The sequence below is a fragment of the Microbispora amethystogenes genome (assembly GCF_016863015.1).
Taxonomy (GTDB): domain Bacteria; phylum Actinomycetota; class Actinomycetes; order Streptosporangiales; family Streptosporangiaceae; genus Microbispora; species Microbispora amethystogenes.
Genome location: NZ_BOOB01000045.1, coordinates 112,649 through 130,582, shown reverse-complemented (window position 1 = coordinate 130,582; position 17,934 = coordinate 112,649). Strand labels below are relative to the sequence as shown.

The 17,934-nt window shown below is 73.5% G+C and carries 18 protein-coding genes and 1 pseudogene; 14 read left to right on the top strand and 5 right to left on the bottom strand.

Features of this window, described 5'->3' with window-relative positions; genetic code table 11:
- The first annotated feature begins 116 nt into the window (after window positions 1–116).
- The 4 genes from Mam01_RS36985 (at window position 117) to Mam01_RS27930 (ending at window position 2,493) form a co-directional block, all read left to right on the top strand.
- Window positions 117–284 carry a phage holin family protein gene (locus Mam01_RS36985; protein ID WP_239101676.1) on the top strand — a complete coding sequence of 56 codons (168 nt, stop codon included), beginning with the start codon at window positions 117–119 and terminating at the stop codon, window positions 282–284.
- Window positions 260–946, top strand: coding sequence for a DUF3618 domain-containing protein (locus tag Mam01_RS27940; RefSeq protein ID WP_204288135.1), 687 nt, complete (start codon window positions 260–262; stop codon window positions 944–946). The genes Mam01_RS36985 and Mam01_RS27940 overlap by 25 nt, the downstream gene beginning before the upstream one ends.
- Before the next feature lie 174 nt (window positions 947–1,120).
- A complete protein-coding gene (locus Mam01_RS27935; protein ID WP_204288134.1) occupies window positions 1,121–2,173 on the top strand; it encodes an alcohol dehydrogenase catalytic domain-containing protein in 1,053 nt (350 codons plus the stop codon).
- Between the two features lie 59 nt (window positions 2,174–2,232).
- A complete protein-coding gene (locus Mam01_RS27930) occupies window positions 2,233–2,493 on the top strand; it encodes a winged helix-turn-helix domain-containing protein (protein WP_204288133.1) in 261 nt (86 codons plus the stop codon).
- 46 nt (window positions 2,494–2,539) lie between these two features.
- Here Mam01_RS27930 and Mam01_RS27925 read toward each other — a convergent pair whose 3' ends face one another.
- Window positions 2,540–3,385, bottom strand: a complete 846-nt coding sequence (locus Mam01_RS27925; protein WP_204288132.1) for a helix-turn-helix transcriptional regulator — start codon at window positions 3,383–3,385, stop codon at window positions 2,540–2,542.
- Window positions 3,386–3,498: 113 nt separating this feature from the next.
- Between Mam01_RS27925 and Mam01_RS27920 the strand changes: the two genes are divergently transcribed.
- On the top strand, window positions 3,499–4,374 hold the full coding sequence (locus tag Mam01_RS27920; RefSeq protein ID WP_204288131.1) for an NmrA/HSCARG family protein: 876 nt from the start codon (window positions 3,499–3,501) through the stop codon (window positions 4,372–4,374).
- Between the two features lie 51 nt (window positions 4,375–4,425).
- Here Mam01_RS27920 and Mam01_RS27915 read toward each other — a convergent pair whose 3' ends face one another.
- The 3 genes from Mam01_RS27915 to Mam01_RS27905 are packed head-to-tail and all read right to left on the bottom strand — an operon-like array spanning window position 4,426 to window position 7,140.
- Window positions 4,426–5,037, bottom strand: a complete 612-nt coding sequence (locus Mam01_RS27915) for a GNAT family N-acetyltransferase (RefSeq protein ID WP_204288130.1) — start codon at window positions 5,035–5,037, stop codon at window positions 4,426–4,428.
- On the bottom strand, window positions 5,034–6,506 hold the full coding sequence (locus Mam01_RS27910) for an APC family permease (RefSeq protein ID WP_204288129.1): 1,473 nt from the start codon (window positions 6,504–6,506) through the stop codon (window positions 5,034–5,036). Before Mam01_RS27910 ends, Mam01_RS27915 begins: the two co-directional genes overlap by 4 nt.
- A gap of 34 nt (window positions 6,507–6,540) precedes the next feature.
- On the bottom strand, window positions 6,541–7,140 hold the full coding sequence (locus Mam01_RS27905; RefSeq protein ID WP_204288128.1) for a GOLPH3/VPS74 family protein: 600 nt from the start codon (window positions 7,138–7,140) through the stop codon (window positions 6,541–6,543).
- 407 nt (window positions 7,141–7,547) lie between these two features.
- On the opposite strand from Mam01_RS27905, the gene Mam01_RS27900 reads away from it, so the two are divergent.
- Window positions 7,548–8,087 carry a hypothetical protein gene (locus Mam01_RS27900; protein ID WP_204288127.1) on the top strand — a complete coding sequence of 180 codons (540 nt, stop codon included), beginning with the start codon at window positions 7,548–7,550 and terminating at the stop codon, window positions 8,085–8,087.
- A 79-nt stretch (window positions 8,088–8,166) separates the two neighbouring features.
- The gene (locus Mam01_RS27895) at window positions 8,167–8,370 is read left to right on the top strand and encodes a DUF3072 domain-containing protein (protein ID WP_204288126.1); all 204 of its coding nucleotides are present in this window, start codon (window positions 8,167–8,169) and stop codon (window positions 8,368–8,370) included.
- Between the two features lie 189 nt (window positions 8,371–8,559).
- On the opposite strand, the gene Mam01_RS27890 is transcribed toward Mam01_RS27895, so the two are convergent.
- The gene (locus tag Mam01_RS27890) at window positions 8,560–9,423 is read right to left on the bottom strand and encodes an SDR family oxidoreductase (protein WP_204288125.1); all 864 of its coding nucleotides are present in this window, start codon (window positions 9,421–9,423) and stop codon (window positions 8,560–8,562) included.
- A 135-nt stretch (window positions 9,424–9,558) separates the two neighbouring features.
- Here Mam01_RS27890 and Mam01_RS27885 point away from each other — a divergent pair, with 135 nt between their 5' ends.
- The 7 genes and pseudogenes from Mam01_RS27885 to Mam01_RS27855 all read left to right on the top strand — a co-directional run.
- Complete coding sequence (locus Mam01_RS27885) at window positions 9,559–11,355, top strand: pentapeptide repeat-containing protein (protein ID WP_204288124.1); 1,797 nt, start codon at window positions 9,559–9,561, stop codon at window positions 11,353–11,355.
- A gap of 130 nt (window positions 11,356–11,485) precedes the next feature.
- Window positions 11,486–12,370, top strand: a complete 885-nt coding sequence (locus Mam01_RS27880; RefSeq protein ID WP_204288123.1) for an ABC transporter substrate-binding protein — start codon at window positions 11,486–11,488, stop codon at window positions 12,368–12,370.
- Window positions 12,361–13,278 carry an amino acid ABC transporter permease gene (locus Mam01_RS27875; RefSeq protein WP_239101675.1) on the top strand — a complete coding sequence of 306 codons (918 nt, stop codon included), beginning with the start codon at window positions 12,361–12,363 and terminating at the stop codon, window positions 13,276–13,278. The genes Mam01_RS27880 and Mam01_RS27875 overlap by 10 nt, the downstream gene beginning before the upstream one ends.
- 29 nt (window positions 13,279–13,307) lie before the next feature.
- The gene (locus Mam01_RS27870; protein ID WP_204288149.1) at window positions 13,308–14,060 is read left to right on the top strand and encodes an amino acid ABC transporter ATP-binding protein; all 753 of its coding nucleotides are present in this window, start codon (window positions 13,308–13,310) and stop codon (window positions 14,058–14,060) included.
- Window positions 14,061–14,166: 106 nt separating this feature from the next.
- The gene (locus Mam01_RS27865; RefSeq protein ID WP_204288122.1) at window positions 14,167–15,849 is read left to right on the top strand and encodes an N-acyl-D-amino-acid deacylase family protein; all 1,683 of its coding nucleotides are present in this window, start codon (window positions 14,167–14,169) and stop codon (window positions 15,847–15,849) included.
- Window positions 15,850–15,863: 14 nt separating this feature from the next.
- A complete protein-coding gene (locus tag Mam01_RS27860; RefSeq protein WP_239101674.1) occupies window positions 15,864–16,802 on the top strand; it encodes a serine hydrolase in 939 nt (312 codons plus the stop codon).
- A gap of 234 nt (window positions 16,803–17,036) precedes the next feature.
- Window positions 17,037–17,906, top strand: a pseudogene (locus Mam01_RS27855) (LysR family transcriptional regulator); the annotation flags it as partial.
- Between the last annotated feature and the right edge of the window lie 28 nt (window positions 17,907–17,934).

Sequence of the window (17,934 nt, the reverse complement as noted above, 5' to 3'; positions counted from 1 at the left end):
TTCAGGTACGACAACACCACGGTATCGCCTGGCACCGACGAAACCCGGAAGGAAATCCGCAATGCGCAGACCACGCAGGTTATGGCGCACTCGGGCCCTGGCGGCCCTCCCCTCTGATGGACCTGGCCTGGGCCGCGCTCATCGTCGCGGCTGTGTGGGCCGTGATCGGCGCGGTGCTGTTCGCCCGGGGCAAGGAGCGGATGCGCGAGGTGAACCCCACGCCCGAGCAGACCATCGAGACCCTGAAGGAGGACGTGCAATGGGCGCGAGCCCAGAGGAGATAAGGGCCGAGATCGATGCCACTCGGGCGGAGCTCGCCGCCGACGTGGACCGGCTCGCCGACAGGACGAGCCCGTCGCGCATCGTGCGGCGTCGTACGGACAGGATGCGCCAGACGGCGCGATCGGTGAGGGAGAAGGTGATGGGGGTGCCGGCACACGCCACCCACACGGTTCGCGACCAGGCCGGGGAGACCGCGGGAACGGTCCGCGACAAGGCCGTGGAGGCGGGCGAGACGGTGCGGCACGCGGCGGCCGAGGCCGGCGAGACCGTGCGTCACGGCGCCCAGCAGGCCGCGGAGACCGTGCGGAGCGCGCCGCGCCAGGCGCTGCGCGGCACGCAGGGCAACCCGCTCGCGGCCGGGCTCATCGCCTTCGGGGCGGGCCTGCTGGCCGCGAGCCTGCTGCCGAAGACCGAGGCCGAGGAGCGGGCGGCCCTGCAGGTCAAGGATCGGGCGGGCGAGCTGGCCGAGCCGGTCAAGCAGGCCGTCCAGGAGACCGCGCAGCGTGTCGGCGAGGACGCCAAGGAGGCCGTGCAGCAGGTGCGTGACACGGCGGCCGAGGCGACCAGGACGACCCGCGACGAGGCCCGCGACCAGGCCAGGCAGGTCACCGAGGACACCCGTGACCAGGCCAGGCAGATGACCGGGCAGGCGCGTCCCCAGTGATCCTCACGAGGGCCGGGCCTGGTGGACGGGCCCGGTCCTCGGGCATGCCGGGGCGGCGATCACGCACTCATGATCAGAACTCACGACCACAGGCTTACGATCACCGGGCTTACGATCGACGGGAAGACGACCTCAGGGAGCGGCGATGGCGTCGAGGGACGCGGGGGGCGGAGCGTGAGGGCCGCCCGGCTGCACAAGGTGGGCGACATCCGGATGGGCGACGAGCCGCCGCCCGTCCCCGGCCCGGGCGAGAGCCTGGTGCGGGTCACCGCGGTCGGCCTGTGCGGCTCCGACCTGCACTGGTACGCCGAGGGCGGCATCGGCGACGCCGTGCTGGACACACCGCTCGTGGTGGGGCACGAGATCGCGGGAGTGATCGAGGGCGGCCCCCGGGACGGCACCCGGGTCGCGGTGGACCCCGCCATCCCGTGCGCCCGGTGCTCGGTCTGCGCCACGGGCTACGGCAACCTGTGCCCGGACGTCCGCTTCGCCGGGCACGGGACGCTCGACGGCGGCCTGCGGGAGCGGATGGCCTGGCCCGACGACCTGCTGCATCCGCTGCCCGCCGCCCTCTCCGACGCCGACGGCGCCATGCTCGAACCGCTGGGCGTCGCGATCCACACCGTGGACCTCGGGCACGTCCCCCTGGGCGCGCCCGTCGCCGTCGTCGGCTGCGGGCCGATCGGCCTGCTCGTGATCCGGCTGGCCCGGCTCTCCGGGGCCGGCGCCGTCGTCGCCGTCGACCCGCTGCCGCACCGCCGCGCCGCCGCCCTGAGGTACGGCGCCGACCTCGCGCTGCCGCCGGAGGCCGCGCAGCCCGGCGTGTGGCGGGAGGTCGACGGCCCGGCTGGCCTCGGCGTGCGGGTGGCGTTCGAGGTGGCGGGCGACGACGACGCCGTACACCTCGCCATGACCGCGGTCAGGCCCGGCGGCCGGGTGGTGCTGGCCGGCATCCCCGACGAGGACGTCACCTCCTTCCCCGCGTCGCTCGCCCGGCGCAAGGGCCTGACGATCGCCCTCGTCCGGCGGATGAACCTCACCTATCCCCGGGCGATCAAGCTGGCCGCCGACGGGCTGGTCGACCTGTCGGCGCTGGTCACCGAGCGGTTCCCGCTCACAGCCACGGCGGAGGCGTTCGCCGCCGCCGTCTCGCGGCGCGGGCTCAAGATCCTGGTCGAGCCCGGCCGCCACTCAGCCACCACTGAGCCACCGCTGAGCCACCGCTGAGCCCCGACCGGCCTCGGCACGGGAGGATTGGACCGCCGGCCGCCGGGCAGGGCCATGACGTGGCTGTCACCGACGATTCCGGCGAGCAGGTCCCGGCGTACCGGCGGCTCGCGGCGATGCTGCGCGAGGAGATCGTACGCGGCCGGATCGAGCCCGACCGTCCCCTCCCGCCGGAGGAACGCCTGGTCCGCGAGCACGGGTTCAGCCCCGGCGACGTGCGCCGCGCCGTCGAGGTGCTGAGCGGCGAGGGCCTCGTCTACACGATCGAGGGGCAGGGGGCCTACGTCTCCACCCGCGCCGAGGAGACCGGCGGCGGCTAGAGCGGCGCGGTGACCGCCCCGGCCGAGCTTCGTGGACACACCCCTTTCAGGTGCCGTCGGTGCGGTGAAGGAGCGAGGCGACCCGCCTGCGGGCGTCCTCGCCCACCGGCACCTGGAGCACCAGAACGAGATCGGGGTGTCCCATCGGGCGCATCTTGAACATCTCCAGGTCCAACCGCCCGATCTCGGGGTGGTCGATCCCGACCGTGGCCGGCCGGAAGCGGCGCACCGGATAGTCGGCCCACCATTCGCGGAACTCCCGGCTGACCTCGCCGAGCTCCTCCACCAGCGCCGCGAGCCGCGGGTCGCCCGGCCGGCGTCCCATCGCGGCGCGGAACTGGCTGATCACGGCGCGGGCCGCAGGCTCCCAGTCGACCATCCGGGCGCGGTTCGCGGCGTCGGTGAACATCATCCACAGCAGGTTCCGCCGGCTCGGCGGGAACGTCAGCGGATCAAGACGGAGCAGGGTGTAGGAGGTGTTCCAGGCCACGTAGTCGAAGCACGCGTCGTAGAGGGACGCGGCGTTCGGGGCGGCGGCGTCGACCAGGCGCCGCAGCCGGGCCGCCGCCTGCTCCCCGCCGGGAGCCGGTGTGTCGGGCGGGGCCAGGCCGGCGAGGTCGCGCAGGTGGTGGTGCTCGTCGGGGTCGAGCCGAAGCGCGCGGGCCAGCGCGTCGATCACCTGTGCCGACGCCGAGATGTCCCGCCCCTGCTCCAGGTAGGTGTACCAGGTGACGCCGACGCCCGAGAGCTCGGCCACCTCCTCGCGCCGCAGTCCGGGCGTGCGGCGCAGCGCCGGATCGCCCTCCGGCAGCCCGACGTCGGGGGGCCGCAGGCGGCCCCGCTGGGCGCGCAGGAACGCGCCCAGCTCGGCCCTGCGGTCCGACTCCCGCATGCGGCGGCCGGGCGCGTGGCTGGCAGCATGAGTGCCAGGACCGCCGGACGCCGCCTCGTTATCGTGACGGCCATGATCCTTCACAGGGCGAGTCTCCCAGGGAGGCGGGTGTCATGAGTGATCGCGTACTGGTGATCGGCGCCACCGGGCGACAGGGCGGCGCCACCGCCCGCGAACTGCTCGCCCGCGGGTGGACCGTGCGCGCCCTGGTGCGCGACCCCGGCTCCCCCGCCGCGGCGTCCCTGGGGGAGGCGGGGGCCGAGCTCGCGGTGGGCGACCTGGACGACGAGGCGTCGCTGCGCCGGGCGATGGAGGACGCCGGAGGGGTCTTCCTGGCGCTGACCATGATGCAGGGGCCGAGGATCACCGTCGAGGGCGCCGCCGCCGAGGAACGGCGAGGGCTAACGGTGGTCCGGCTGGCCGCCGAGGCGGGCCTCGGGCACCTGGTGTACAGCTCGCTCCCCGGCACCGACGCCGCCTCCGGCATCCCCCACTTCGAGAGCAAGGCGCGGATCGAGCGCGAGATCCACGCGCTCGCGCTCCCGGCGACGATCCTGCGCCCGGTCTCCTTCATGGAGAACTTCCTCACCTACAGCCGCCCCTCCGTGGAGGACGGCACCCTGGTCCTGCGCCTGCCCGCACGGCCCGGGACGCCGATGCAGCTGATCTCCGTCCGGGACATCGGGGTCTTCACCGCCCTCGCCTTCGAGCGTCCCGGCGCGTACGCCGGCCGGACCGTCGACATCGGCGCGGACGAGCTGACCCCGCCGGAGATCGCCGCGGCGTTCGGCCGGGCGGGCGGCCTGCCGGCCCGCTACGAGCAGATCCCGATCGAGCAGGTGCGCGCGTTCGACGAGCACCTGGCCCGGATGTTCGAGTTCTTCGACGAGCACCCGGCCGGCGGCGTCGATCTGAAGGCCCTGCGGGCCGAGCATCCCGGCCTGACGACCTTCGAGACCTGGCTGCGCGCCACCGGCTGGAGGCCGTGAGGCGCGGCAGGTCACCGGCGGCCGGGATGCCACTCCCCTCACTTCGTACGGCTATCCCGCGGGCGGCCGGGGCTCGCGCCACATGGGATACATGACCGGGCCTCCGGGCAGCCGGACGAGCTCTGGCATGTCCACATAGCCGTGGCGGAGATAGAGCCGCCGGCTCGCCTCGCTGCTCGCCTCCAGGTAGGCGGGCGCCCCCTCGGCGTCGAGCCGGCGATGGTGCTCCTCCAGCAGCACGGTGCCGAGGCCGCGGCCGGTCCTCCCCCGCTCCAGGGCGATGAAGTTCAGGTAGTGGTGCGGCTCCCGCGGATGGAGCTTCTCCAGCAGCTCACCCAGGGCGTGGTAGCGTTCCGCGTTCTCCCCGGCGAAGGTGTCGATCGCCTCCCGCTCGCCGGGGATCTCCGGGAACGGCGCGGTGAACCAGACGGCCACTCCGGCCAGCTCGCCCGCCTCGTGGATGCCGTAGACGTCGCCGTGCTCCATCGCGTGCGCGGCGTACATGGTGAAGAACCTCCGCTGGAGGGGCAGGCGGTCCTCCACACGCGGGACGAGCCACGCGGTGATCGCGTCGACGTGGAAGGTGTCCGCGATCAGGTGGCCGGTCGCCTCCGCGTCCGTCATCCGGGTGATCACCGGGTCCACCGGGGCCGCCGCGCTCATCGGGGGCCTCCCGCCGCGGCCTGGGCGCCGAGGCCGATGCCGGCGTAGACCTCGGGCCGGGTGGCCTTGATCACCCGGGCCCACACGACGCCGAAGATCACCGCGACGACGTAGATCGCGGGCAGGATCCACCGCATCGGCGAGTCGGGGGCGACCCCGAGGACCGTGTCGAAGTTGACCAGCGTCAGCCCGATGATCACGACCAGCGCCACGATCGACAGGGCCGGCGCGAAGCGCGTCCGCCAGGCCGTCTCCTCGCGGAGGTCGCGGGAGAAGAACACGATCACCGAGATCGAGGTGACGGTGAGCAGGGTCAGCAGCCCGAGGCCGCCGAAGGTGCCGAAGGTGAAGAACAGCTTCGTGACCGGGTCGAGTCCCGCGACGGCGTAGACGGTGATCACGATCAGGCCGAGCACGGTCTGCAGCACGGATCCGGCGATCGGGGCGGCGGTGCGGGCCGAGGTGCGCCCGAACACCGAGGGCAGCACGTTCTCCCGGCCCAGGGCGAAGATGTACCGCGCCGTGGTGTTGTGGAAGGCGATCATGCAGGCGATGCTGCTGGTCACGAACAGCACCGAGCCGATCGTCGCGACGCCGTTGCCCAGGTGCTCGCCCGCCTGGCCGAAGATGAGCGCGGGACCCTGCTCCGTCGCCGCCTTGACGATCCCGTCCGGGCCGGTCGGCACCGTCTGGGCCCAGGCGGAGACCGAGTAGAGGATGGCGATGACCCCGATGCCCAGGTAGGTGGCGAGGGGCACGGTGCGGTGGCGGTCCTTGGACTCCTCGGCGAAGACGACCGACGACTCGATGCCGGCGAAGCCCGCGACGACGGTGGCGAGCGCGGCGCCCACGCCGGGCACGAACAGCGCCCCGGGGTTGAAGCCCTCGAAGCTGATGCCGTTCCGCGCGCCGCCGAACAGGTCGCCCAGGTCGAACAGCAGGACGACGGCGATCTCGCTGACCAGCAGGACGGACAGGATCCGGCCGTTGATGTCGACCCGCAGCAGCCCGAGCAGGCCGGTCAGCACCCAGGCCACCAGCGCGATGACCCACCACGGCGGCGAACCGCCGAACCAGTCCAGGAGCAGCGGCTCGGCCGCCGACCCGATGATGCCGTACAGGCCGAGCTGCAGCGCGTTGTAGGCGAGCAGCGCCACCCACGCCGTCACCACGCCCTGCGTGCGGCCGAGGCCCTGCGCGGCGTAGGCGTAGAAGGCGCCGGCGTTCACCACGTGCCTGGCCATGGTCACGTAGCCGACGGCGAAGAGCGAGAAGACCGCGCCCAGCAGCAGGAACGCGAGCGGCACGCCGATCACGCCCGTCACCGCGTACGCCGTGGGGACCGAGCCCGCGACGACCATCAGCGGCGCCGCCGCGGAGATGACGAAGAACACGATGGACGGCACACCGAGCCGGTCCTGGGCCAGCGCGGCGGAGACCGCGCTCGGCCGTTGCTCTGTCAGGGACACCTGGAACTCCGTGAAGGGGTTGGGGACGGGGTGGTCACCGGCGGCTGAGGACGGCCTGCCCGACGGCGACCTTGGTCTGGGCGACGAGCCTCTGCATCGGGGCGGGGAGCATGGCGATCGCGGCGGCCACGAAGCGGGGATCGTGTTCCGACAGCACCCGCTGGGCGCAGCCGGCGGCGTCCAGCAGCCCCAGAAGGACGCGGTCCCGGGGGGCCGGCGGCGTGCGGCGCTGGACGGCGAGGTTCAGGCGGGCGAGCGGCCACGCGGCCGTGCTCATGTCCGCCGGGGCCGGAGGCTGGTGTTTCAGCAGGTGCCTGACCGGTGGTTTGAGCAGCTTCGCGGCGATCATCCGGGCGGTCACCTCGGCGTCGGCCGTGCGGGCGAGGAACAGCAGCCACGTGCTCACCGGATGGTACGGCTCGGCGGCGACGAGGCCGAGCACCTTCCTGGTGAAGGCGTCACCGCTGTCCTCCCCGGCCGTCGCGAGGACGCGTTCGGGGTTCGACGTGAGATCCAGGGTCACCCGCTCGGCGAGCATCAGCTCGGCGAGGACGCCGCCGGCCAGTGCCAGCCCCGCGAGCCGTGAATGCAGGTGTGGATGACCCGTCGCATTGTCGTGCAGGACGAAATACAAGTCATCGACAAGAGACGGGCTCGAAAGATCGCTTTCAGCCACGGTCGGCGATGATATAGGCGCTTTGTTTCATTTGTCATCGCCCGGGAATCATGGGAACGCGTTTTCCCATCACGATGCGAATTATGCCAACCGAAACCCGCTTTTGGGTTTATGGGGAAAACATCGCACCCACCGGCCGCGGAATCCTCACCGGAGCAGGGCGTTCACGAGGACCGTGAGCAGAATCGACGCGACGATCGAGATGATGATCATAAGGAGGCATCCCGTCGCGCCACCAAGTGGACGAACCCTGAAATTTCCTGGCATGAGGACCCCCTGTCGCCGCTCCTTCCACGGCCTACCCCTGCCCTCCACCGCGAACCGGCACGCGTTTTGTCCGTTTTGAGGGTGGGCATCGAGGGCCTATGACCACCCAGGACGACAGGGGCGCGGTGGTCCTGGCCCGCGCCCACGGCCTCTTCAACATCGCGGGCGGGTTGTGGCCGCTCCTGCACCTGACGAGCTTCGAGAAGGTGTTCGGCCCCACGACCGACCCCCGGCTGCGACGCACCGTAACGGGCCTGCTGGTGGGGATCGGCTGGACCCAGGTGCGGGCCGCGGCCACGCCGGACGGCGCCGGGCAGGCGCGCCGTCTCGGCATGGCCACCGCCGCGACGATTCTCACCGCCGACCTGCTCCGCGTGCCCACCGGCCGCATCAGGCCGGCCTTTCTTCTCGACGCGGCGGCCCAGGCGCTGTGGCTGCGCGCCTGGCGGGCCGGCGCCGTACGGCCCGAGCCCCGGGCGGGCGGCCGTGCGAGGTCGGTCGTCGCCGCGGCGGCGGCGCTCGCGGCCGGGTGCGCCACCGGCGGCGTGCTGGCCTCGCGGGTGCTGCGGCGCCCGCCGGAGCAGGAGGTGTCCGAGCTGACCCGGGCCCGCTACCTGCGTCATCCCGCCGCGAGGTGACGCCTCCCTCCACCGGGTTACGACTCCTGGCGACGGGTAGAGCGAACGGCAGTTCGACATTGGAGGGACGATCGGAGGGATGATGGACCGAGGACCGGTGGAGAAGGACCCCGAGGACTGGGCGACCGGGGACGAGCCGATGACCGCGCCGCAGGAGTCCTACCTGCGCACGCTGGCCCGGGAGGCCGGGCGGGACGTGCCCGAGGGGCTCAGCAAGGCCGAGGCCTCCACGTTGATCGACGAGTTGCAGGACCAGAGCCGCCGCCTGAACGAGAACGGGTGACCGCCGGCGTCCGTCCCGCCGCCGCCCGTCCGGTCACCGCACCGTCAGCGGCGGCCGGGCGGGCGGGCGCATGACAGTGGGCATATGACGGTGGGCACATGACAGTGGGCATATGACACGGCCGCCCGGGTGGGAGGATCCACCCGGACGGCCCGCGCCGTCCCCGCCCGGTTATCCGGGCAGCGCCTCTTATCCGGGCAGCGTCTCGCCGCCGATCGGCGCGAGGACCTCACCCGTGTAGTACGACGAGAGCCGGTTGGCCGCGAAGAACACGTACGACGGGGCGATCTCGTCCGGGTCGGCCGGGCGGCCCATCGGCACCTGCTCGCCGAACTTCTCCACCTTCTCCTCGGGGAAGGTGGCCGGGATGAGGGGCGTCCAGACCGGGCCCGGGGCCACGGCGTTGATCCTGATCCCCCGGTCGACCAGCACCTGGGCCATCGCGTAGGTGAACGCGTTGATGGCGCCCTTGGTCGCGGAGTAGTCGATCAGCTGCTTGTTGCCGCGCAGCCCGTTGATCGACGAGGTGTTCACGATCGACCCGCCCTCGGGCATGTGCCGCAGCGCGGCCTTCGTCACCCGGAAGTAGCTGTGGATGTTGACGGCGAAGGTGTGCTCCCACTGCTCGTCGGACAGCTCCTCCAGGCCCTTCACGGGGGTCTGCGTGGCCACGTTGTTGACCAGCACGTCGATACCGCCGAGTTCGCGTACGGTGCGCTCGACGACCTCCTCGCAGTGGCGGGGGTCGGCGAGGTCGCCCGGGAGGAGCACGCAGCGGCGGCCCTCCTGCTCCACCAGCTTCCTGGTGTGCTCGGCGTCCTCGTGCTCGGTGAGGTAGGCGATCGCGACGTCCGCCCCCTCCTTGGCGAACGCCACGGCGACGGCCCGGCCGATGCCGGAGTCTCCCCCGGTCACGAGGGCCCGCTTCCCGGCCAGCAGGTCGCGTCCGGTGTAGTCGCGCATCTCGTCCCTCGGCTCGGGGCTCATCTCGCCCGTCCGGCCGGGATACGACTGCGTCTGCGGTGGTGGTGTGGAGTTCGACTGCTCAGACATGCACCCCGCGTACCCCTGCCCCGCCAGGGCAAACGAGCGGGCGCGGCAGCCGCGACGGTCGCCCGATGGATACACAGTGTTACCTATCCATCACGCTTTAGCGTCCCGAGATGGGACATCATGTATGACGATGACATGACTTCCCGGCTGAAGATCGCCCTCATGGACGTCGTCTGGAGGACGTGCGGCGCCTCCCCCGGGTGCCCGGGCATCGCCCGCGAGCCGTACGGCCGGTGCCTGGCGCACCTGACGCCCGCCGAGACCGGCGCCGTCCTGCGGGGCCTCGCCCCCGGCCAGGCGCTCGACCTGCGCGGCACCACCGTGACGGAGGACCTGCTCACCCTCGTGCTGGACCACATGGAGCGCCGCGTCGGGCGGGCCAGGTTCGACCACGCGGTCTTCACCGGCCAGGCCCGCTTCGGCGAGGTCGTCTTCACCGGGGACGCGACCTTCGACCACGCCCGGTTCGACCGGCTCGCCTCCTTCTACGGCGCCCGGTTCCTGCGCAACGTCTCCTTCCGCGCGGCCCGGTTCGCGCGTGAGCTGTCCCTGCACGAGGCGCGGGTGCGCGGCCACGCCGCCTTCGACCATGCGACGATCCGCGGCGACGCCCTGTTCGGCGCCGCGCGCTTCGGCGGCGACCCTCCCACCGAGGTCACCCCCGGCGGCGCCCCATCCCGCGGCGCCCCGTTTCCTGGCAGCCCATCCCCCGGCGTGCCCGGCACCACGGCCTTCCGGGCCGCGCCGGATGTCTCGTCGCATGGGCCCCGGAACACCCCGTTCGCGCAGGCGCCGGACACCTCGTTCCACGGCGGACGGGATGTCTCGTTCGAGGGGACGCAGTTCCGGGGGTTCGCGGCGTTCGACGCGGCGGTGTTCGCGGGGGACGTCGCCTTCCGCGGCGCTCGTTTCCACCGGGCCGTCTCCTTCCGCGGCGCCGTCTGCGGGGCGACCGCCGCCTTCGAGGGGGCGCGGTTCCAGGCCGCGGCCTACCTGGGCCCGATGCGGGTCGGGCGGCGGCTGTCCCTCGCGGGCGTACGGGCCGGGGCGGCGCTGCACGTGGAGACCGGCGGGTGCCGCGTGATCCTCCAGGCCGCCGACGTCGCCGGGCCGCTCGTCGCGCGCCTGTCCGACGCCGACCTCGACCTGCGGGACGCGATCCTCGGCGGGACGTCGGCGGTCACCCGGCGCGCCGGACGGCTGCGGGTGACCTCGCTCGACGGCCTCGACGCCGGGGCGCTCACGCTCACGGGGGCCGACCTGCGCGGGTGCGGTCTCGGCGGGCTGCGCCGCCCGGAACGCCTGCGGCTGCGGGAGTGCCTGTTCGCGGCGACGCCGGCCGGGATGCGGCTGCGGCTGGGCTGGCCGCCGGTCCGGTGGTGGAGCCGCCGCCGCGTCCTCGCCGACGAGCACCTGTGGCGCGGCTGGGACCCGCCCCGAGTCGCGGGGTCTCCGAGTGCTCCGGCCTCGCCCTCCGGGTTCCGCGGATCAGCCCGGCCGCGGAGATCGCGGCCGCAGAAGTCGCACGGGTCGCCGGACGCCACCCGGCTGGCCGTCCTGTACGAGCGGCTGCGGCCGGGCGTGGACGACGCCAGGACCGCCGCCGACTTCGCGTTCGGCGCCAGGGACATGCGGCGGCTCGGCAGTTCCCGCGGCCGGGCCAGGCTGCTGCTCTCGATCCACTGGCTCGCCTCCGGCTACGGCCTGCGGACGGGCCGCGCTCTCGGGTGGCTGACGCTGGTGACGGCCCTCGCCGCGGGCGCCGTCTGCTGGACGGCCGGAGCCCGTCCGGCGCGGCAGCCGGTCGGCCAGCGACCCCACGTGGCGGTGGTCCGGGCCGTGATGCGAGGTGGAGCACGGGCCGGGCTGCGGCCGGCGGTAACCGCCTCTGGCGCGGCCCACTCCCACTCCCTGCCCACCCGCGCGGGCTGACCGGCAGCGGCCGGCCCGGGCGCCGAGCATCGAGAACGTCGATGCTCAGAGGCGCAAGCGTTCACGATCCTTACGAGAGCGACCTCCTGTCGTCAGCATAAGCTCAATCGTTCGCGAAACAGGAGGTTCCATGACAAAGCGCCTATCTGTGGCCATAGTCGGCGCGCTGGTCGTGTCGGCGCTCGCCGGCGGCTGCGGGCGTTCGTCGTCGGGGACCGCCGCGGGCGACAACGCGGCGGCGACGGCGAACAAGACCGCGAAGGACCTGGTGCCGGAGGACGTGCGCAAGACCGGCACGCTGCGGGTCGCCACCTCCGAGGGCTACCCGCCGATGGAGATGTACAAGAAGGGCACCCAGGAGCTCACCGGGGTCGACCCCGACCTCGGCGCGGCCATCGCGGCCAAGCTGGGGCTGAAGTTCTCGATCACCAACGCCGCCTTCGACGGGCTCATCCCGGGCCTGCAGGGCGGGCGCTGGGACATCGTGATGTCCTCGATGAGCGACACCGAGGAGCGCCGCGCGGCCGTCGACTTCGTCGACTACTTCAACGCCGGTGGCGCGATCATGGTCAAGAAGGGCAACCCCGAGGGGATCAAGACCCTCGATGACCTGTGCGGCCGTACGGTCGTGCTGGCCAAGGGCAGCTCCAACCTCGCCATCGGCGAGAAGCAGAACGAGAAGTGCGCCATCAAGATGAAGATCATGCAGAGCGAGGACGCGCCCACCGGCCTGCTCTCGATCGACTCCGGGCGCGCCACCGCGACCATCGTGGACTACCCCGTCGCCGTCATGTACGCCAAGGACACCGGCAAGTACGACGTGCTGTCCGAGCAGTACGACGCCGGGCCGTGGGGCATCGCGATCGACAAGCGCAAGACCGCGCTGCGCGACGCGGTCGCCAAGGCCATGGAGGAGCTTCAGGCCGACGGCGGCTACAAGGCCGTGCTGGACAGCTACGGCGTGACGGCCAACGCCGTCGGCGGCGTGCTGGTCAACACCAAGCCGTGGAAGTGACCCAGGAGAAGGCGCCCGCCGCCGAGCTGCCGATCGACGCCGTGCGCCCCGCGCGGCCCGGCCGGTGGCTCGGCGCGGCGGCCGCCCTGCTCTTCCTCGTGTGGCTGGCCTACACGGTCATCGTCAACGAGAACCTGCACTGGGACGTCATCGTCGCCTACCTGGCCGACGGCAGGATCCTCGGCGGCCTGTGGGTGACCATCCAGCTCACCGTGCTGTCCATGGCCATCGGCCTCGCGCTGGGCGTGCTCGCCGCCGTCATGCAACTGTCGGACAACCCCGTGCTGCGCGGCACCTCCGCGCTCTACACGTGGTTCTTCCGGGGCACGCCACTGCTGGTGCAGCTGATCTTCTGGTTCAACATCGGGCTGGTCTTCCCCACCTTCGCGGTCGGCGTCCCGTTCGGCGGGCCCAAGCTGATCGAGTGGCAGGCGAACGCGATCATCACGCCGTTCACCGCGGCGCTGCTCGGCCTGGCGATCAACGAGGGCGCGTACATGGCGGAGATCGTCCGCGCCGGCATCCGCTCGGTGGACCCGGGCCAGCGGGAGGCCGCCGAGTCGCTCGGCATGTCGCACCGGCAGGTACTGCGCCGCGTGGTGCTGCCGCAGGCCATGCGGGTGATCATCCCGCCGACCGGCAACCAGTTCATCTCCATGCTCAAGACCACGTCGATGGTCTCGGTCATCGCCGGCGCCGAGCTGCTCACCGTGGCGCAGCGCATCTACCTCGGCAACTTCGAGGTCATCGCGATGCTCGTCGTCGCGTCGATCTGGTACGTCGTGCTCACCACGATCGCGAGCGTCGGCCAGCACTTCGTCGAGAAGCGGTTCGAGCGCGGCCACGTGCGGCTGTCCTCCCGCGTACGCCGCAACCTGCGGCCCCTGACGTCCAAGGAGCCCTCGTGAGCACGCCCGAAGCACCGGCCGACCGGCCGATGGTGCGGATCCGCGCCGCGCGCAAGCGGTTCGGCCCGCTGGAGGTGCTCAAGGGCATCGACCTCGACGTCCCCGCCGGCTCGGTGGTCTGCGTCGTCGGGCCGTCCGGGTCGGGCAAGTCGACGCTGCTGCGCTGCGTCAACCGCCTGGAGACGATCGACTCCGGCCGCATCTGGGTGAACGGCGAGCTGATGGGCTACAACGAGCGCGGCGGGCGGCTGCACGCGCTGCGCCCGGCCGAGCTGTCCCGTCAGCAGCGCGGCATCGGCATGGTGTTCCAGCGGTTCCACCTGTTCCCGCACCGCACCGCGATCGAGAACGTCATGGAGGGGCCGGTCACCGTGCTCCGCATGCCCACCGCGCAGGCCCGGCGGCAGGCGGCGGAACTGCTGGAGCGGGTCGGCCTGGCCGACCGCGCGCACCACTACCCCGCGCAGCTGTCGGGCGGCCAGCAGCAGCGCGTGGCGATCGCCCGCAGCCTGGCCATGCGGCCCAGCCTGATGCTGTTCGACGAGCCGACCAGCGCGCTCGACCCCGAGCTCGTGCAGGAGGTGCTCGCCGTCATGCGGGACCTCGCGGCCAGCGGCATGACGATGATGGTCGTCACCCACGAGATGAGCTTCGCCCGTGAGGTCGGCGACCAGCTCGTCTTCATGGACGACGGCGTCATCGTGGAGCGGGGCGACCCGCGCGAGGTGCTTGCGGCGCCCCGGCACGACCGGCTGCGCGCCTTCCTGGGACAGGTCCTGTGACCCCGGCCGCGGCCGCCCGTACGGGACGGCCGGCCGGGCGGCGTGCCGCGGCCCCGGAGATCCCGGGGACAGGAGCGGGGACGGATCGGGTGACGAGGAGGCTTCCGTGACGGGGACGCCCCGCTTCGACCTCCTCGTCCGGGGCGGGCTGGTGGTCGACGGCACCGGCCGCCCGGCCCGGCCCGCCGACGTGGGGGTCTCCGGCGGGCGGCTGACCGTGCTTCCCCGGGACTCGTCGCCGGGTTCGGCGTCGGGCTCTGCGTCGCGCTCTGCGTCGGGCTCTGTGGCCGACGCCGCCGAGGTGCTCGACGCGCGCGGGCGAATCGTCTCCCCCGGCTTCGTCGACGTCCACACGCACTCCGACGGCGTCGCCCTGCTCGGCCCGCTCGGCGGCGGCGACGGGTCCGGCGGCGATGCCGGCCGGGAGCTGGTGCGAGCCTCGGTGCTGCAGGGGGTCACCACCGAGATCTGCGGCAACTGCGGGTCGAGCCTGTTCCCGGCCCTGCCGGAGCGGCTGGCCGCCATGCGGGCCGAGACCCGGATCACCTTCGGCGGCGACGTCGGCGCGTACGCCGACTTCGCGGGGTTCGCCGCCGCGCACGGCTGGGTGCCCCGGGCCAACAATCTGGCCTCGCTCGTCGGCCACGGCACGCTCCGGGCGGGCGTGCTCGGCCCGGTGGACCGGCCCGCCCGGCCCGCCGAGCTGCGCGCGATGTGCGCGCTGCTCGACGCGTCCCTGGCGCAGGGCGCCGCCGGCCTGTCCACCGGCCTCATCTACACCCCCGGCTCGTACGCCGGCACCGCCGAGGTGGTGGCGCTGGCGGAGGTGGCCGCCCGGCGCGGCAAGCCGTACGTGACCCACCTGCGCGACGAGATGTCGCGCGTGGAGGAGGCGCTGGAGGAGGCGATCGAGATCTCCCGGCGCAGCGGCGCGGCGCTGCACGTGTCGCACCACAAGACCGCCGGGCGGTACGCCTGGGGCCGCACCGAGCGCACGCTGCCGCGCCTCGCGGAGCTGCGCGCGAGCGGCATGGACGTCACCTGCGACGTCTACCCCTACACGGCGGGCAGCACGGCGCTGGCCGCGATGCTGCCGCCGTGGGCGAACGACGGCGGGCTCCGCGCCCTGACCGCGAGGCTCGGCGACCCCGCCCAGCGCGACCGGATGCGCCGGGCCATCGCCGAGGGCGTGCCCGGCTGGGAGAACACGGTCGGCAACGGCGGCTGGGACCGGATCTCGGTGGCCTGCGCACCCCGTCATCCGCGGGCCGAGGGCGCGACGATCGCCGACCTCGCCACCGCCGCGGGGGCCGATCCCCTCGACGTGGCCGCCGACCTGCTGGTCGCCGAGGACGGCGAGGTGACGATCATCAGTCATTCCATGATCGAGGATGACGTGCGGCGGGTGCTGGCCGCGCCGTACGCGATGATCGGCTCCGACGGCGTGCCGAAGCCCGGCGGGCGCCCGCACCCGCGCTGGGCCGGGACCTTCCCCCGGGTGCTCGGCCGGTACGTACGCGAGCTCGGGCTGCTCGGCCTGGAGGAGGCGGTGCACAAGATGACCGGGATGGCGGCGGCGCGCTTCGGCCTGACCGGGCGGGGCGTGATCCGCGACGGCGCGCACGCCGACCTGGTGGTGTTCGACCCGGCGGAGGTCGCCGACCTGGCCACCTTCACCGAGCCGCTGCTGCCGCCCACGGGCGTCGGCGCGGTGGTGGTCGGCGGCGCGGTCGTGGTGCGCGACGGCGAGGAGACGGGCGCCCGCCCGGGACGGGTGCTCGCGCTGTGAACCCTGGAGACGCTGTGAACGCCGGAGACACGGTGAACGCCGGGGACACGATCGCCGGGAACGCCGGGGACGCGATCACCGGGGACGCCGGGGACGCGATCACCGGGGACGGGGGCGGGCTCCCCCGCGACGCCGGACCGGGGGACGTCTCCGGCACCACGCGCGGTTCGCTGGCGGAGCTGGCGGCGGCCTGCCCCGGGACGCTGGCCGTGTGCGTCCCCGGCCTGCTCGGGGTGAACGAGGACGTGGTGCTGCCGCTGGCCAGCACCGGCAAGGTGCTGCTGCTCGCGGCGCTCGCGCAGGACATCGCGGCCGGCGCGGTCGACCCGGCCGAGCCGGTCGGGCTGCTCGACGAGGACTACGCGGGGGGTTCGGGCCTGCTCACCGAGCTGTCGGCCCGCCGCTGGACGATCGGCGACCTCGCCGTGCTGACCGCCTCCGTCAGCGACAACACAGCGACGAACGCGCTGCTGCGGCGGCTCGGGCTCGCCCGGGTGGACGCCGCTGCCGCCGCGCTCGGGCTGGCCGGAACCCGCGTCCACGACAGGATCCGGGAGCCGCGGCTGCCCGCGCACCCGCCCGCGTTCGCCACCGGGACGGCCCGCGAGCTCGCCGGCCTCATGCGGTCCGTGGCGTACGGCCGCGAGCCGTGGCAGCGGCTGCTGCTCGGCTGGATGGCCTGCAACACCGACCGCGGCCTGGTCCCGGCGCTGCTGCCGCACGAGCCGGAGGACCGCGAGCCGCCGCGCGTGCTGCCGTACGCCGCCGGGGTGTGGGTGGCGAACAAGACCGGCACGGACGCCGGGACGCGGGCCGACGTCGGCGTGATCGCGGCGGCCCGGTGGGAGGGCTACGCGGTGCTGGCGCACGGGCCGGAAGGCTCCGAGCAGGCCCTCGTGCGTGCCGTACGGCAGGCCGGCCTCGCCGTGGCCGCCACAGTGGCCGCCCAGTGACCGTCACAGTGGCCGCCGCAGTGGCCACCGCAGTGGCCACCCAGTGACCGCCACCGCGGCCGCGACCGCCGCCGCCGAGTGACCGGCCCGGAACCCACCGGGACCGGCACGTGACCGGCAGGTGACCGGCAGGTGACCGGCAGGTGACCGGCAGGTGACCGGCACTGCGCCGGCTGGGTGATCGCCGCCTCCGCTCGTGCGTGACCAGCGCGGACGCGGCCCGATACTGGGGGGATGCTCAGCAGCCACCGCCTCAGGGTGCTCCTGGAGGTCTTCAGGACCGGGAGCATCGCCGGAGCCGCCAAGACCCTGCGGCTGTCGCCGTCCGCCGTCTCGCACCAGCTCGCCCGGCTGGAGGAGGAGGCGGGGGTCGGGCTGGTGGAGCGGGCCGCGCACAGCCTGCGGCTGACCGCCGCCGGCCGCCGCCTGGCCGGGCGGGCCCAGGAGGTGCTCGATCTCATCGAGTCCGCCGAGAAGGACCTGCTCGCGCAGGCGCGGGCGGACGCCGGGCAGCTCCGGATCGGGTTCTTCGCCTCGGCCGGCTACCGGCTGCTGCCGATGGCGCTGTCGTCGTTCACGGCCCGCCACCCCGGCGTCGATCTCGACCTCGTTCTCGGGCAGCCGCACGAGCTGCTGGCCGACGTGGAGCGCGGTGAGCTGGACGTGCTGGTCGTGTTCGAGCACGCGCTCGACCCGTGGAAGGCGCCGAAGGGCGTGGAGGTCGTCCACCTCTTCGACGAGCCGCAGCTCCTGGTCATGCCGCTCGGCCATCCCGCCGGGCACCGGCCCCGCGTACGGCTGGCCGACCTCGCCGGCGATCCGTGGATCACCACGTTCGGCACCGAGACCCCGGTGTCGGTGCTGGAGCGGGCCAGCGCCCTTGAGGGCTTCACTCCCGCGATCCGCTGCCGCAGCGACCACTACGAGGTGACGCTCGGCCTGGTGCGGGCCGGGCTGGGGGTGGCCCTGGTGCCGAGCCTCGGCGTGCAGGGAGCGGCGGGCGTCCAGGTGTGCCAGGTGGAGGGCCCCCGGCTCTTCCGCCGGGTCGGCGCCGCGATCCGGCCGACCAATCCGAACCCCGCCCTGCGCGCCTTCGTCGGCTATCTCAGGGACGCCTCGGCCCGCCTCAGCG

Excerpts from the sequence above, each read along its gene's own strand:
- Mam01_RS36985 (WP_239101676.1), top strand. The coding sequence starts at position 117 with ATGGACCTGGCCTGGGCCGCGCTCATCGTCGCGGCTGTGTGGGCCGTG.
- Mam01_RS27940 (WP_204288135.1), top strand. The coding sequence starts at position 260 with ATGGGCGCGAGCCCAGAGGAGATAAGGGCCGAGATCGATGCCACTCGG.
- Mam01_RS27925 (WP_204288132.1), bottom strand. The coding sequence starts at position 3,385 with ATGCGGGAGTCGGACCGCAGGGCCGAGCTGGGCGCGTTCCTGCGCGCC.
- Mam01_RS27920 (WP_204288131.1), top strand. The coding sequence starts at position 3,499 with ATGAGTGATCGCGTACTGGTGATCGGCGCCACCGGGCGACAGGGCGGC.
- Mam01_RS27915 (WP_204288130.1), bottom strand. The coding sequence starts at position 5,037 with ATGAGCGCGGCGGCCCCGGTGGACCCGGTGATCACCCGGATGACGGAC.
- Mam01_RS27900 (WP_204288127.1), top strand. The coding sequence starts at position 7,548 with ATGACCACCCAGGACGACAGGGGCGCGGTGGTCCTGGCCCGCGCCCAC.
- Mam01_RS27895 (WP_204288126.1), top strand. The coding sequence starts at position 8,167 with ATGATGGACCGAGGACCGGTGGAGAAGGACCCCGAGGACTGGGCGACC.
- Mam01_RS27890 (WP_204288125.1), bottom strand. The coding sequence starts at position 9,423 with ATGTCTGAGCAGTCGAACTCCACACCACCACCGCAGACGCAGTCGTAT.
- Mam01_RS27885 (WP_204288124.1), top strand. The coding sequence starts at position 9,559 with ATGACTTCCCGGCTGAAGATCGCCCTCATGGACGTCGTCTGGAGGACG.
- Mam01_RS27880 (WP_204288123.1), top strand. The coding sequence starts at position 11,486 with ATGACAAAGCGCCTATCTGTGGCCATAGTCGGCGCGCTGGTCGTGTCG.
- Mam01_RS27870 (WP_204288149.1), top strand. The coding sequence starts at position 13,308 with ATGGTGCGGATCCGCGCCGCGCGCAAGCGGTTCGGCCCGCTGGAGGTG.